Below are 14,611 nucleotides of genomic sequence, written 5' to 3'. Positions count from 1 at the left end.
AGGCGGCGTTGCGAGGACGTTAGCGGATAGTTTCTGACCGGTCCATCGGCGCTTTCCGGACGCTGCCAAACACCGTCATGGACGTGAGGGGTGGGGGTTTGCTAGGCTTTGGAAAGTTTGTCCGGAAAGACGTATTCCTGAGCAGAGGCAGGACATGAAGAAAAGTTCTTTTTGCAGCCTTCGGGCATTTTGGCGAGCAGCGCTCCCGGCCCTTTGTCTGCTGGTGTTTTGCGCGCCCCGCGATATCCAGGCACAGGAGGCATTTACGCTGCAGGGACATGGCGGTCCGGTCAAAGGGATCAGTGTGCGCAGCGATGGCGACATCCTGACCGCGAGTTTCGACAATTCGGTCGGGTTCTGGACGGATGGTGCACCCCGCTGGTTTGACGGGCACGAAGCAGCCGTCAACGCAGTGGTGCCGGTGGGTCAGCGCATGGCGGTTTCTGCCGGTGATGACTATACGCTGCGCCTGTGGGATCTGGAGAGCGGGCAGGGTGCGGTGTTTGGCAGACACAACGCCAAGATCATGCGGCTGGCCGCTGCGCCGGATGGCACGCGGGTGGCCTCTGCCAGCTGGGACCGGACTGCGGTGATCTGGCCTCTGGACGGCAGTACACCGGTGACACTTGAGGGCCATGCCAACACGGTCAGCGATGTTTCGTTTTCTCCTGATGGTGCGCGGGTCTACACGGTTTCCAGTGATGGAACGGTGCGGCTGTGGGATGCTGAAACGGGCGCGTTTCTCCGACGGATCGTCAGCCATGGTTTTGGCATCAACACAGTGATCGTGGCACCGGATGAAAGCTGGCTGGCGTATGGTGCTGTTGATGGCGGTACGCGCGTTGTGTCGCTGCCCGACGGGGCCGAAATTGCCGATCTGACTGCAGACCGCCGGCCTGTGCTTGCCATGGCTCATCACCTGGACAGCAACCGGATCGCAGTGGGCGACGCTCAGGGATATATCATGATGGTCGACACCGACGCCTGGCGCATTGCGGACGATTTCCGTGCAGCTGCCGCCGGGCCGGTCTGGGCACTGTCCTTTTCGCCGGATGGGCGGAACATCCATGCGGGCGGGATATCGGATGTGGTGCACAGCTGGCCGGTTGATGCGCTGGACCGTGCGGTACAGATGACCGGAACAGAGCGCTCGTTTCTCAAAAACCCGGAGTTGATGTCGAACGGGGAAAGACAGTTTCAGCGCAAATGCTCAATCTGCCATACTCTGGGGCCGGACAGTAAACGCCGCGCAGGCCCGACGCTCCATGGGTTGTTTGGCCGGCCCGCTGGCAGCATTGAAGGGTACATCTATTCAGAGACCCTGAACACGGCAGACATTGTCTGGTCGGAAGAGACGATAGATCTTTTGTTTGATAAGGGGCCGGATCACTATATCCCCGGCTCGAAAATGCCGATGCAGCGCATCACAGGCGCGCAGGACCGTGCAGATCTGATCAGTTTTCTGCGAGAGGCGACAGGCCCCTAGTCCCGCGCCGCAGGCTTTCCCTCTTAATGCGACCCACTGCGTGAAAGGCGGGCCTGGTTGTCCGTCAGCCAGCAGGTCATCGTGTCGAAATCCATTGGGTGCGCTACGGCAAAGCCCTGTATTTCCAGCGGCCCCAGGTTGCGGATTGTTTCGATCTGAGCATCTTTTTCAACGCCTTCAATGACAGGCTGAGCCCCCAGCTGATGGGCAAGATCCACAAGCGAGCGCAGAACCCCAAGACGGGTGCTATTCTCTTCAATTTCGGAAACAAAAATACTGTCAATCTTGATCCGTGCGGGCTGCAGAGCGAGCACGGCACTGATTGAGGCATGTCCCGTGCCAAAGTCGTCAATCTCGAGATCGACGCCGATGTCGCGCAGCCCATCCGCCTGCCAGGCCAGATTGTCGTCGTGATCGATGAAAACCGTTTCGAGAACTTCCAGAGACAGACGCGCCGGGCAGTCTGCCTGCCATTGGCTGAGCTCTTCGATCAGGGACGGTTCCAGCAACCGGGCGACAGAGACGTTTACCGAAATGCGCGGGACAGGTGTGCCGTTTTCTGCCCAGGCTGAAACGGCCTCGCCTGCAAGTTCAAGGATTTTCCGGTCAACCTCCTGCATCAGGCCCAGTTCCTCGGCCAGAGGCATGAATTCCGCCGCATTTCTGACAGTCCCATCCGGTCCCCGCCAACGGGCGAGAGCCTCGCAGCCCGTCAGAGCACCTGTCTGTGCGTTGATCTGGGGTTGAAAGAAGGCCTCAAGCTGGTCTTCCTCCAGAGCAGCGCGAAACGCCTCAAGTGCGCTGAGACGGGCGTCGTAGGCTTCGCCCAGGTCCTCTGTGTAACGGGTGACACGGTTCCGGCCGGTGTCCTTTGACCGGTAGAGCGCAATATCCGCACGTCTGATCAGATCCCAAGGAGAGTTGTTTTTCGAGGATACGTCGAATCCGATGCTGGCACCGATGGTGACGTTGATCCTGCCATAGAGAATGGGTTTGCACAGCTTTCCCAGCAGGTCATCGAGGAAGATATCAAGCCTGTCACTCTCATCACACTCACGCCACAGGACGAATTCATCACCGCCGATCCTGAAGATCTTGTCCGAGGCGCGCGCCTCGCGGGTGAGACGTTCTGCAATGGCGACAAGCACCGCATCTCCGGCCGAGTGACCGTAGGCGTCATTGACCTCTTTGAAGTGATCAAGGTCGATACAGATACATGCGGCATACCTGCCGGATCCGCGGCGTTCGGTGGCGGGCAGGCGGGACTTGAACCGTTCCAGTGCCACCCGGTTTCCCAGACCTGTCAGTGCATCCTGAGTGGCCGACTGGTCCAGCGTGCGTGTCAGATGGAAATTCCTCAGCGACATTGCGCCGAACACCCAGAATACCGTCGCCATTGGAAATACCAGCCCGATCCCGATGGAAGCGATGACAACCACATGCCCTGGCGCTCCCAGACCTACCAGCGCCAGACGCAGAAAATAGACAGCGGAAATGATCGCAAATGGCAAAACAAGAAGCCATGTCGTGCGCACGTGTCTGGCCGTGGCGCGTTTGCGGATGTCGAGAGCAAAAACCAGAGCCAGGGTCCCGTTGATGACGGACGACTGGACAAAGGTAATCGCAAGGTCCTGTGTTACTGCGGCAAGTGTGGCCTGCCCGAGGGCAACAATTACAGCGACACGCAGCCAGAACCATCTTGGCGCATCCTCTCCGACGGCAGAACAGATGCCTATGTATCCGGCCACAAGACCACATTGCGTACCGACAACAACAAGCGACGCACTGACCGCAAAGGGAGCCACTGAGCCAAGCTCCAGCCCGACCGCAGCCAGCAGGTAAAACACATGCGCCCACAGCAGAACACGTGTGGCGGGGTCCTGCCGGCGGCGGCGGCGCTCCACCCCGTCGAGCAGCAGAACGGTCGCGGAAACCACAATGAGAACCGCGCAGAGCGTCATGACAACGCTTACGTCAACAAGTCGGCTGAACGCGTCGTTTACAGCAGGCTGATCCAATTCTGGTGCTCTCAAAGAATCTGTCTTCGCCATGAATACAGGCAATTAAAGAACAAACCGTTGCCATGGGCCATGAGGCCATTCGGAAAAAATCAATCAGACAATGAGCTTAGGGAAAAGTAGGGTAACGGAGGGGTGACGTAATTTCCCTGTGCATGCGCCCTGTACGATCCGGTGTGAAAGAACTTGCCAGCCATCGGTTGTCAGCCCGGTGAATTTTTCTTCGCGGGCGCGACAGGTGAAAGGCGTTCACTGAGGCCATTCCCGGTTCTGAAAACCGGGCTGAACAGAACGGGTTTGCTTCGTTGAAGGGCGAGCGGAAATTCAGTTGCAAGCCATCTTTACATTTGAGTAATACATTAATAACGGAATGCAAATTACTGAAATATAGTAAAAAAGGTATAGTGTAATGCAGGTAGAATTCTTTCGCGTCCTGTATATCTGATTGCGGTTTGTCACTGGATGGCCCGGCATCGTGCTCGGGTTCAGGGGGCGTGCTGACCCGCAATCACCAGTTCTTCGAGTTTAAGACCAGCCATAAACTCAAATGACCGGTTCGCCCCGTCAAACAGCTGATCATATTCGGCCGGGGCTGCGCCTGTCTTTTCCATATCGCTGACCAGAGACGCCCAGAGCGATTTGTCGGGCCGGCGTTGCACAAAACTGTGGCGCGCCCCGGGAAGCGCTTTTTCGACGTTTGCTCTGAACTGACTGCGGCCAAAGGCGGCACCGCAGGCGACATACAGCCCCCCCAGAAGCGCAGAAGGAGTTTCAAGCCGGAGCTTTGATTCCTGCGACAAACGGGGCGCGCGCAGGTCGCACCGCAACGCCGCGCAATCATCTGACAAAGAGTATTCAGACCAGATGCCCATCAGGCGCCTCTGGTGCTCTACCACGCTGTAAAACATCAGGAAATGACCAAGTGCATGTTGGTACTGGTCCAGCGTCACAGAGGGTTCAAGCAGTTTTCCCAGAACAGGATCTTTGTGCAAAGCATCATGTATGTCGCGCGTTGCCAGCGCAATGCGTGACCTGATGGTCGTCTGAGTTTGCGGATGGTTCTTCACGAGCTGCAGCCCTGGAAAAACAACTCTTGAAAGCCGTCGGCCCGGCATGGGCTGTCCCGCCGCGCAATGCGCGGGCAGATCAGTGATGACTCGGTCCACATACAGATACGCATATGGGGGATAGGCCTTTGACCGTGCCCGGCCACACGGGTGTTAACCCCGGACCCTGTGTCCACGTTTCCCGGGGCAGGACGAAATTCAATCGGTCTGCGTATCATAGCCCGGCCTTCAGAGCAGTTCTTCGATCGTACTCACAAGAAGGGCAGAGGACACCGGTTTTTTCATGGTCGCATCCGCACCGAGGCTTTCGGCTGTGGTCAGAATGTTTTGCATTCCCGGGTATTTGGTCACACCGCTCATCCCGATGATCACACATGCGGCTTTTTGCGGGTCGTCCTGCTGCATTCTGCGCAGCCGGTGAATCAGCGACAGCCCCCCGTCCGGCAGGGAGCGGTTCTCTGATTTGATAATCATATCCGTGACAACAGCGGTGTAATTGCGGTTTTTGAAATGCGCAATTGCGTCTGATGCGTTGGTCACCGTGTCAACGTCGAAACCATATTCGCGCAACTGCCGCGCAAGATCGAAAGACAGTTCCAGATCGTCATCCATGATCAGGACGCGTTTTGTTTCTCCGCCTGAAGTGAGTTCAGCGTTCGTTGTGTTCATATGTTCTTCCCGGTTTGCGCGAATACTCTACAACTATAAGTGTCAACTTGTCAGAAATAATCAACGCACCGAACGTCATTAAAACATTACACCACCAGTACTAAAGGTGTCGTTTTTAGTTTACACTTCGGCTGCAAATCACTGAAGCAACGGAAGTCGCAGAACTATGAAGGGTTTAACAGACGCTGAACTCGCTGAAGCACTGGAAACATGTGCAGCCGAGCCTATCCACATACCTGGCAGCGTCCAGGCTTTCGGGGCGATTGTGGCCGCCGATTCGGATACTTCGGTGATCACACACGCGAGTGAAAACAGTGCTGATGTGTTAGGCATTCGGGCCGCGGAGTTACTGGGTACAAAGCTCGACAGCTTTGTTGGAAAAGATATCTGGCATGCGCTGCAGAACGCTTTGTCGCGCGCATCAATCGTGTCGCGCCCGGCTCTGTTGGGGGATTTTTCCATTGGCAACCACATGGCGACTGTCCGCGCGTTCAAGGTTGCCGGGACAGTTGTCCTGGAATTTGAAAAGTGCCAGCAGACAGTTTTTTCCGGTCCGGAAGGGCTGCAGACGCTTCGCATGTTTATGGACAACATCGAGAGTGCGACGGACGAAACGCTGCTCTTCAGCCTCACAGTCGATCTGCTGCGGCACATTACCGGCTACAACCGTGTCATGATCTACCGGTTTGACCACGAGTTTAACGGCGAGGTGCTTGCCGAAAACCGCAGAAGCAACATGCAGAGCTTTGAAGGCCTGCATTTTCCGCATTGGGATATTCCGGCACAGGCGCGGGCGCTGATGGAAAAACTTCCCCTGCGGGTAATCGAGGACGCGGGGCAGGGTCATATACCGCTCAGGGCATTATCGGCAGATCTTGAGCCGCTCGACCTGACCCTGGCGGCGACACGCGGCGCGTCGCCTTTGCATCTTGAATACCTGCGCAATATGGGGTCACAGGCGACGATGACCCTGACCGTGAAGGTTGACGGAAAACTCTGGGGTATCATCTCCTTTCATCACGAGAAGCCGCGCGCGCCCGTCCCGGCGCTGCGCGAGGTTCTGATAAGTATTGCGCAGGTTTTCTCGGCCAAACTGCAGGTTTTTCAACAACAGGCACGGCTGGCGCTGGTCTCGCGGGTTGATTCGCTGAAAGACGACGCTTTGCTGGATTCGGATGTCGAAAGCGGCGTGACTGCATTTTTGGCCTCGGTACTGAAAACGCTCGATGCTGACGGGGTCATCATCGTGCGCGATGATGTTGTGCGGCAGCTGGGGCAGGTGCCTGATCCCGAACTTATTGCCGCGCTGAAGAGCAGTACCGGCGATCCGCAGACTGTGCGCAGTTTCAACGCGCTGAGCGAGAGCTTTCCGTCACACGACCATGCCCGCAACGGATGTGCCGGTGCCATCGTTTTCGGCCCTGAAGAAAACCAGTGGCTGCTGGTTTTCCGAAATGAGATCGAGCAGCAGATTTCCTGGGCGGGCAATCCGGAAAAAACTGTGGAAACTGTCGATGACCGTTTGAGGTTATCGCCCCGTGGCTCTTTTGCGACCTATCTGGAACAGGTGCGCGGACATGCAGAAGCCTGGCGGGATCAGGATCTGTATTTTGCAAGCAGGCTTTGGGCCGTGGTCAACACAATCGAGCGGCGCGAACTGATAACCTCGCTCAATCGCCAGCAAAACATGATGATTCAGGAATTGAACCACAGGGTGCGGAATATCCTGGCTCTGGTACGCTCTGTTTCAAAACAGGCACAGCAAAGCAGCTATGGCTCACTGAACTCTTATGCGCGGGCGCTTGAGGCGCGTATCTATGCGCTGGCTGCATCGCATGAGCTTGCCTCGACCAGCCTGAACGCGGTCGTCGGCATCGAAGAGCTGGTCGCGCGTGAATTCAAGCCTTTCGACGAGGGGGCAAAAAACCGATACACGATTTCAGGCGCTCAGAAATCCTTTCGTGCAGAAGTGGCTCCCATTTTTTCGCTGGTGGTCCATGAACTGGTCACGAACGCGGTCAAATATGGCGCACTGTCCAACGAGGCCGGTACGGTTGCGGCGGATTTCAGGCAGGATGACGGCGGGCTGATCATGGAATGGACGGAGCAGGGGGGGCCTCCTGTTCGTGAGCCGGACGAGCTGGGCTTTGGATCCTCTCTGATCAAACAGGCAGTTCCATACGAGCTCGATGGCGATGCAGAACTGATTTTCAGGGAAACCGGGATTTATGCGCGGTTTTTCCTGCCTGCCAAACTTTTTGACCAGTCTGCAAAGCATGTACTGAGCGATGAGCCGGATGCGGTCCAGACGGCATATGATGCGCAAGCATTTCTTGATGCGGCCAGCGGTGCAACCTGTCTGATTGTAGAAGACAACTATATGATTGCACGCGCCACGCAGGATGATCTGCTGTCGTTTGGTGTCAGGGAATGTGAGCGGGTTAATGATCTGGAGGGCGCATTCGACTACCTGAGTTCGGTGCGGCCAACATTCGCGATCCTGGATTTTAACCTCTCGGATGGTGAAACCAGTTTTCCGGTAGCACAGTTTTTGCAGGAAGCGGACATCCCCTTCTTTTTTGTCACCGGCTACGGGGAGGATGAGAGCACTCCGATCGCGTTCCGTTCTGCGGTGAAGCTGGTCAAACCAGTGCCGGTGGATCTCCTGAAATCCACTGTGGCCCGGATGTTGCTCGAATAGCGTCTCGCCACGCCTTTTTGCTGGTTGCGCCGCGTTCCCTTGGAACGCATCACTTTCGTCCGGCTGGGCAGCACGGGCCGTCAGCCGTGCCGCATTCAGAAAACTCTTGCATATGCCCCGGTGAGCTTACAGCCTGCAGTCAAAACCTGGGGGATTTAGTACAGCATGCCGGATACCGCCGCCGATCTTTGCCATCTCAGACGCGCTATTGAACTGGCTGATGAAGCCGTGACGGAAGGCAACCATCCGTTCGGGGCTGTTCTGGTTTCCGCCCGGGGGAACGTTCTGGCCGAAGGTAAGAACACTTTTTCCACAGACCGCGGCCCCGGACACGCAGAGGCCAATCTTGCGCGCGATGCAGCACGGCGCTTTGATATTGAAACTCTCCGGGGGGCGACGCTCTATACGTCTGTCGAGCCCTGTTCCATGTGTTCCGGCACCATCTATTGGGCAGAAATAGGCGCGGTTGTTTTTGGGATGACGGAACAACGACTGGGGGAACTGACCGGCGATGATCCGGAAAACCAGACGCAGGACCTGGAATGCCGGGTGATTTTTGCATCGGGCCAGCGTGAGGTTACCGTACGCGGGCCATTTGATGCGCTCGAAGATGAGATCGTTGCACAGCACGCAGATTTCTGGGAGCGGACATGATTGGTACGGCACTGACCCTCACCGGCGATCTGGAAGCAGAAAGTGCGATCCCGTGGATCGTGCACAGGGGGCTTTTGCTGAACCTTGATGGATGGGTCCGGCGACGTGGTGCGGGTGAAATCGAAATAGCCCTCGCGGGGCCCGAGCCGCTTGTGGCGGCGATGGAGGCAGCCTGTAGTCTGGGACCGGCCGATATTCTGGTAGAGCACATCACACGGCAGGCTCACGATTTCGACCATGCACCGGGGCGGTTCCGGCATCTGTCCTGAACCACGGTCTGCCTGTTTTTTCGGCACCAGGTATCTTGCAGAGCAACGGTTTTGAAATTCAGGCTTTGTGACTGTCCTGAGTTGCCGTATCAAATGGGTGTCGGGGTGGGTGTAAGAATGAATTCAGTAGCAGTCGGGTTGTCGCGTGATCTTGCGCCAAAACGCGTGATGCGTGCGGTGGCGTATGGTCATGATCTTGCTGTTTGGCGGGACGGCGAGAATGGTTTGCACGCCTGGGACAACCGGTGCCCGCACCGCGGGATGCGTCTGAGCCATGGCTTTGTCCGTGGCGACCGGCTCGCCTGTCTCTACCACGGCTGGCAATATCGTAAAGACGGCGGCTGCGCCTATATCCCTGCACACCCCGGGCTAGAACCACCGGAAACCATCCGGGCGCAAACCTACAGCGTCATTGAAAAATCGGGTGTCATTTGGGTGAGCACAGGTAATGATGCGCAGGGTGTTGATACAGGACCGGTTTCGGAGCCGTTGCGCAGTCTTACATTTTTCTGTGCCGAAGCAATCGCGCGGGCTGCATTTGAAGATACACCTTTCGCAGGCAATCTGCCGCAAGTCGAAAGTACCGGTCGCCTGGTTGCAGGCGGGCACCCCGTTGCCGTTCTCGCAAATCCGGTGACAGAGTCCGAAACGCTGATCCACGTGCTGACATCCGCGGGGGTCGGGATTGCTGCGAAAAAGGCCCTGTCGCGCTGGTGCGAGGCTGCGCGTTCGGTGGCTGAAAGGCAGGCTGCATGAGTACAGAATACGCGCGGAACGACTGGTATGTGGTTGCAGACGTCAACCAGCTTGCAGCGGGGCAGGTTGTTGAGACGAGGCTTTTAGGACAGCCCCTGCGGGTCTCCGGATCACCGGACGCGCCGCTGGTCACAACCGCCGATGGCACAGCGCTCCCCGCCCAGCTGCGATACGACCATATCTGGACGTCGCCGGGGGCGGATCCGCGACCCTTGCCGGACATTGCCGAGGCAGCGGAGCGGGACCGGACATTCGTGCCCTGTGGCGGGGTCAGAGTGCGTTGTTCGCCCCTGCGGGCGGTTGAGAATTTCCTCGATATCGCGCATTTTCCATTTGTGCATACGGGCATTCTGGGAGAGGAGCCGCACACAGAGGTAGCACCCTACAAAGTCGAGATACGCGAAGATGTGGATGAGGTCTGGGCGACCCAGATCGGGTTTCACCAGCCCCAGGCAGCCAAAAGCGCGACCGAAGCCATCGAAACCCGATACGAATACCGCGTGCCCGCACCTACAACGGCGGTGCTCTACAAAACCTGCCCGCCGAAACCAGAGGCCTGGGACGTTATTGCGATATTCGTTCAGCCTCTGGCCGAGAATGAATGCATCGCCTGGCCCTGGATGGCCCTCTACGACGAGGTCACGCCCTATGCGGATCTTGTCCAGTTTCAGCAGGAGATATTCCTCCAGGACCGGTCGATTCTGGAAAACCAGAAACCGACTCTGTTGCCGCTCGACCCGCGGCTGGAAATACCAACCCGCTGTGATCTGACTTCGGTGGTCTACCGGCGCTGGCTCAAGCGCAAGGGTGCCACATACGGAGCGCTGACGACTGCTGCATGACTTTCAAGCTGTATAATTATGTCCTTTCCGGAAACTGCTACAAGATCCGGCTGATGGCCGCGCTTCTGGATGTGGCGTATGAGACTATTGCGGTTGATTTTTACCCGGGGTTTGAACACCGCAGCCCCGGTATACTGGCATTGAACCCGGCCGGTACGTTGCCGGTTCTGACATCCGGCGACATGGTTCTGACAGAAACCCAGGCAATGCTGACCTGGCTCGCGCTGACATATGATGTCACTGGAACTTGGTATCCTGTGGATGATCCGGAGCGGCTTGCCACAATCACGGAATGGCTGGGCTTTGCGGGCAGACTGTCACAAAGCGCAGGTCTTGCGCGGCTGCACGACATGCTGAACTGGCCGGCCGACGAAAAGGCCGTCAAGGCCGCAGCCATCAGCGATCTGCGCACGCTTGAGCTTCATCTGAACGACAGAGTGCTGGAGGGCGGTCTGTGGATCGCCGGGGACGGTCCCACAATCGCGGATATCGCCTGTTTTCCCTACACCGCTCTCAGCCCTGATGCGGGTCTGGAGCATGACGGATATCCGGCCATTCGGAACTGGCTTTATGCTGTACGGGCATTGCCGGGGTTTGTGGCGATGCCGGGTATTCACTATCTGCACGATCTAAAAGAGACATCAGGTGACTGAGCCGATCCTGGATATCCGCGGCGTGACCAAAGCCTACGGCCTTACGGTCGCGAACGATGCGGTTGATTTTCAGGTCGAGCCGGGGCTCATTCACGCGGTTCTGGGTGAGAATGGGGCGGGAAAATCGACCCTGATGAAGATCATTTACGGTGTGGTCAAACCTGATGCAGGCACGCTTGTCTGGCGCGGGCAGCTGGTGAGTATTGCCTCACCGGCCGAGGCCCGGCGGCTTGGGATCGGGATGGTTTTTCAGCACTTTTCGCTGTTTGAGACGCTGACAGTGACGGAAAACATCTCATTGGCGGTACCTGGGAGCAAAAACGAACTGGGACAGCGGATCCGCGCTGCATCTGCCCGCTTTGGTCTTGATGTGGAGCCGGATGCACGGGTGCATACCCTGACAGTCGGTGAGCGCCAGCGCATCGAAATTCTGCGCTGCATCCTTCAGGAGCCAAAGGTGATCATCCTGGATGAGCCGACGTCGGTCCTGCCGCCGCAGGGCATCGTTAAACTTTTTGAAACATTGAGAAATCTCGCGTCTGAGGGGATCGCTGTTGTTTTCATCTCGCACAAACTCGATGAAATCCGGGCCCTTTGCGACACTGCGACGATCATGCGGGGGGGGCGTGTTGTCGGCGTGGTCAATCCAAAAGAAGAAACCTCCAAAAGTCTGACGCAACTGATGATCGGACAGGATATTCCTGCCCCGACGGCGCGCAGCCATGCCGGAACCACAGCCGGAGTTCTGCGGGTGCAAAACCTGGATCACGTGCCGGATGATCCCTATGCCGCGCCGCTTTCGGGACTGGATCTGGAACTGCGTGGTGGCGAAATCCTGGGGATCGCCGGGGTGTCCGGCAACGGGCAGGGCGCGCTGATGCGGGTTCTGGCCGGCGAAATCCGCACGGCGCCGGATACGGTGCTGCTGGACCAAAAGCCGGTCGGCGCGCTGGGGCCAGGGGCCCGGCGGCGCCTCGGCGTGCATTTCATCCCCGAGGAACGGCTGGGCCGCGGTGCGGTGCCCGGTCATACCCTCGCGGAAAACGCAGGCCTGACCACCTTTCATTCGGGTTTGTTGTCCTTTGGGTTTCTGCAACTGCGCAAACGCCGGGAGCGGGCCGGGAAAATGATCACGGATATGGATGTCAGATGCAGCGGGCCGGATGCCGCTGCACAGTCATTGTCCGGGGGTAACCTGCAAAAATTTATTGTCAGCCGGGAAATGGCGCTGGCACCCAGAGTGCTGATCGCAGAGCAACCGACGTGGGGAGTTGATGTGGGTGCTGCGGCGGCCATCCGGCAAAAACTGCTCGATATGCGTGATCAGGGTGTGGCGCTGCTGATCGTTTCAGAAGAGCTGGAGGAACTGATGGAGATCTGCGACCGCGTGCAGGTGATGTTCCGCGGTCGGCTGTCGGCACCTGTGGCTGTGGGCCAGACGGACATCGAGCACATTGGTCTGGCCATGGCCGGTGATTTTGACGGGCTGGAGACAGTGCATGGCTAGACTGGTGCTGGTACCGCGCGAGACAGCGACGCTGCTCGCCCCCCTGCAAGTGGCGGTTCTGGCGCTGGTTATGACCTTGCTGGGCGGCGCGGTTTTGTTTGTTATTTACGGCGTTTCGCCGCTGGATGGGCTGCATGCGGTTTTTGTCGAACCGCTGCTGACCAGATACGGCATTGGCGAGGTTCTTCTTAAAATGGCCCCCTTGCTGCTCATCGCACAGGGGCTTGCCATCGGGTTTCGGGCGCAGGTCTGGAATATCGGGGCAGAGGGTCAGCTGATCCTGGGGGCCATTGCCGCATCGGTGCTGGCCATCCGGTTTGATGGCACGGACTCGCAGTTGTTGTTGCCGGCCATGGTTGTGGCAGGGATGCTGGCAGGTATGGCATGGGCTGCAATTGCGGCCTGGCTGCGCACACAGTTCAACGCCAACGAAATCCTCGTGACGTTCATGCTGACCAGCGTTGCGCTGCAACTGCTCTACTTTCTTGTCACCGGGCCACTCAAGGATCCGATGGGTTTTAATTTTCCGCAGTCGATCAGCTTTGCCCCCAACGCCGTGTTCCCGATCATTCTGGAGGGGACGCGCGCCAACGCATCCCTGTATATTGGCCTTGCCGTCACCCTGGTTGCCGTTGTTTTCGTGCGCTACAGTTTTGCCAGCTACAAACTGTCCGTGGGCGGTCTGGCTCCCGGGGCATCCTTTTACGCTGGGTTCTCTTCGAAGCGCGCGATCTGGGTCGCGCTGCTGGTATCGGGTGGGGCCGCTGGACTTGCAGGTGTCGGAGAAGTGGCAGGACCCCTGGGTCAGCTCCAGCGGAATATCTCTCCGGGGTATGGCTATGCCGGGATCATCGTGGCTGTGCTTGGGGGGCTCAACCCCATTGGCATCCTCTTTGCGTCGGCTATTATGGCATTGGTTTACGTGGGCGGTGACTTCGCGCTTTTGTCTGTGGGTGTGCCGGATGCTGTTACGGGTATTCTGCAGGGCATCCTGCTGATATCGTACCTCGCCTGTTCGCTGCTTCTGACCATGCGCCTGCGTCTTGTGCGGGAGGCACCCGGCTGATGGATGTTCTGATCTTTATGGTAAGCGGAACACTTGCCGCCGCCACCGCGCTGATTTTTGCAGCGATGGGTGAGCTGGTGGCGGAAAAGTCCGGTATGCTGAACCTCGGGATCGAGGGGATGATGGCAACCGGTGCCGCGATGGGTTTTGTGGCAGCGACAGTGTCCGGGTCCTATACGGTGGGTTTCATCGCAGCGGCGCTGCTGGGGTGTGTTTTGTCACTGATCTTTGCGCTGCTCACGCTCGTGTTCCGCGCCAACCAGACGGCTTCGGGTCTGGCGATTGGTATTCTGGGTCTGGGCCTGTCTTCAGCGATCGGCAAAAAATATGAAAGCATGACGCTGCCCGGGGTGCCTGATCTGCCACTGGGACCGCTGGCGCAGATACCGGTGATCGGGCCGATGTTTTTTCAGCTGGATGTGATGGTTTATCTGTCGATGCTGCTGATCCCGGTGACATGGTACGTGCTGAACCGGACCAGACTGGGCCTCACGATACGCGCGGTCGGCGAAAGCCCGGTGAACGCGCATGCGCTCGGGCTCAGAGTTCTGTGGATCCGGGCGGGCTGTGTTGCCTTTGGCGGTGCCATGGCAGGCATTGGCGGGGCATATATGTCGACGGCTTACACGCCATTATGGGCAGAGGGTATGATTGCGGGCCGGGGCTGGATCGTTGTGGCGCTGACCGTATTTGGCACCTGGATGGTCCCGCGTGTGGCCTTTGGTGCCTATCTTTTTGGCTCAATCTCGCTTTTGGAACTGTCGATACAAGCTCTGGGTGTAAATGTACCCAGCCAGCTGATGTCGGCATTGCCCTATCTTGTGACCATCTTCATGCTCGCGCTGATTTCGCGCAACACGCTCTTTATCCGCCTTAACAGTCCGGCAAGCCTGGGGGCGACATTCCGATTGTAAGGCTGCAAC

13 protein-coding genes are annotated in these 14,611 nt (G+C 57.9%); 10 read left to right on the top strand and 3 right to left on the bottom strand.

Annotated features, from left to right (window positions below; all coding sequences use genetic code 11):
* The first annotated feature begins 223 nt into the window (after positions 1 to 223).
* The gene (locus Q1A34_RS03170; RefSeq protein WP_300030649.1) at positions 224 to 1,486 is read left to right on the top strand and encodes a c-type cytochrome; all 1,263 of its coding nucleotides are present in this window, start codon (positions 224 to 226) and stop codon (positions 1,484 to 1,486) included.
* A gap of 23 nt (positions 1,487 to 1,509) precedes the next feature.
* Here the strand turns inward: Q1A34_RS03170 and Q1A34_RS03165 are convergent, their stop codons facing one another.
* From Q1A34_RS03165 to Q1A34_RS03155, 3 genes are all read right to left on the bottom strand, one after another.
* Positions 1,510 to 3,537, bottom strand: coding sequence for an EAL domain-containing protein (locus Q1A34_RS03165; RefSeq protein ID WP_300030646.1), 2,028 nt, complete (start codon positions 3,535 to 3,537; stop codon positions 1,510 to 1,512).
* 452 nt (positions 3,538 to 3,989) lie between these two features.
* Positions 3,990 to 4,571 carry a hypothetical protein gene (locus Q1A34_RS03160; protein ID WP_300030643.1) on the bottom strand — a complete coding sequence of 194 codons (582 nt, stop codon included), beginning with the start codon at positions 4,569 to 4,571 and terminating at the stop codon, positions 3,990 to 3,992.
* A 228-nt stretch (positions 4,572 to 4,799) separates the two neighbouring features.
* The gene (locus tag Q1A34_RS03155) at positions 4,800 to 5,240 is read right to left on the bottom strand and encodes a response regulator (protein ID WP_300030640.1); all 441 of its coding nucleotides are present in this window, start codon (positions 5,238 to 5,240) and stop codon (positions 4,800 to 4,802) included.
* A 166-nt stretch (positions 5,241 to 5,406) separates the two neighbouring features.
* Here Q1A34_RS03155 and Q1A34_RS03150 point away from each other — a divergent pair, with 166 nt between their 5' ends.
* The 9 genes from Q1A34_RS03150 to Q1A34_RS03110 all read left to right on the top strand — a co-directional run bounded on the left by Q1A34_RS03150 (position 5,407) and on the right by Q1A34_RS03110 (position 14,602).
* Positions 5,407 to 7,941, top strand: a complete 2,535-nt coding sequence (locus Q1A34_RS03150; RefSeq protein WP_300030637.1) for an HWE histidine kinase domain-containing protein — start codon at positions 5,407 to 5,409, stop codon at positions 7,939 to 7,941.
* Positions 7,942 to 8,106: 165 nt separating this feature from the next.
* Entirely contained in the window at positions 8,107 to 8,595 is a 489-nt protein-coding gene (locus tag Q1A34_RS03145; protein WP_300030634.1) for a nucleoside deaminase, read from the top strand.
* Complete coding sequence (locus tag Q1A34_RS03140) at positions 8,592 to 8,864, top strand: acylphosphatase (RefSeq protein WP_300030631.1); 273 nt, start codon at positions 8,592 to 8,594, stop codon at positions 8,862 to 8,864. Before Q1A34_RS03145 ends, Q1A34_RS03140 begins: the two co-directional genes overlap by 4 nt.
* Positions 8,865 to 8,981: 117 nt before the next feature.
* Positions 8,982 to 9,620 carry a Rieske (2Fe-2S) protein gene (locus Q1A34_RS03135; protein ID WP_300030628.1) on the top strand — a complete coding sequence of 213 codons (639 nt, stop codon included), beginning with the start codon at positions 8,982 to 8,984 and terminating at the stop codon, positions 9,618 to 9,620.
* Positions 9,617 to 10,462: an aromatic ring-hydroxylating dioxygenase subunit alpha gene (locus Q1A34_RS03130; protein WP_300030625.1), complete on the top strand. Its 846-nt coding sequence runs from the start codon at positions 9,617 to 9,619 to the stop codon at positions 10,460 to 10,462. The genes Q1A34_RS03135 and Q1A34_RS03130 overlap by 4 nt, the downstream gene beginning before the upstream one ends.
* The gene (locus tag Q1A34_RS03125; RefSeq protein ID WP_300030622.1) at positions 10,459 to 11,115 is read left to right on the top strand and encodes a glutathione S-transferase family protein; all 657 of its coding nucleotides are present in this window, start codon (positions 10,459 to 10,461) and stop codon (positions 11,113 to 11,115) included. Before Q1A34_RS03130 ends, Q1A34_RS03125 begins: the two co-directional genes overlap by 4 nt.
* Positions 11,108 to 12,622, top strand: coding sequence for an ABC transporter ATP-binding protein (locus Q1A34_RS03120; protein WP_300030619.1), 1,515 nt, complete (start codon positions 11,108 to 11,110; stop codon positions 12,620 to 12,622). The genes Q1A34_RS03125 and Q1A34_RS03120 overlap by 8 nt, the downstream gene beginning before the upstream one ends.
* On the top strand, positions 12,615 to 13,688 hold the full coding sequence (locus Q1A34_RS03115) for an ABC transporter permease (RefSeq protein ID WP_300030616.1): 1,074 nt from the start codon (positions 12,615 to 12,617) through the stop codon (positions 13,686 to 13,688). The genes Q1A34_RS03120 and Q1A34_RS03115 overlap by 8 nt, the downstream gene beginning before the upstream one ends.
* Entirely contained in the window at positions 13,688 to 14,602 is a 915-nt protein-coding gene (locus Q1A34_RS03110; RefSeq protein WP_300030613.1) for an ABC transporter permease, read from the top strand. Before Q1A34_RS03115 ends, Q1A34_RS03110 begins: the two co-directional genes overlap by 1 nt.
* Positions 14,603 to 14,611 lie beyond the last annotated feature (9 nt).

It is taken from the genome of uncultured Roseobacter sp. (genome assembly GCF_947491795.1).
Taxonomy (GTDB): Bacteria; Pseudomonadota; Alphaproteobacteria; order Rhodobacterales; family Rhodobacteraceae; genus Roseobacter.
This window is presented reverse-complemented; position numbering and strand designations above follow the sequence as displayed.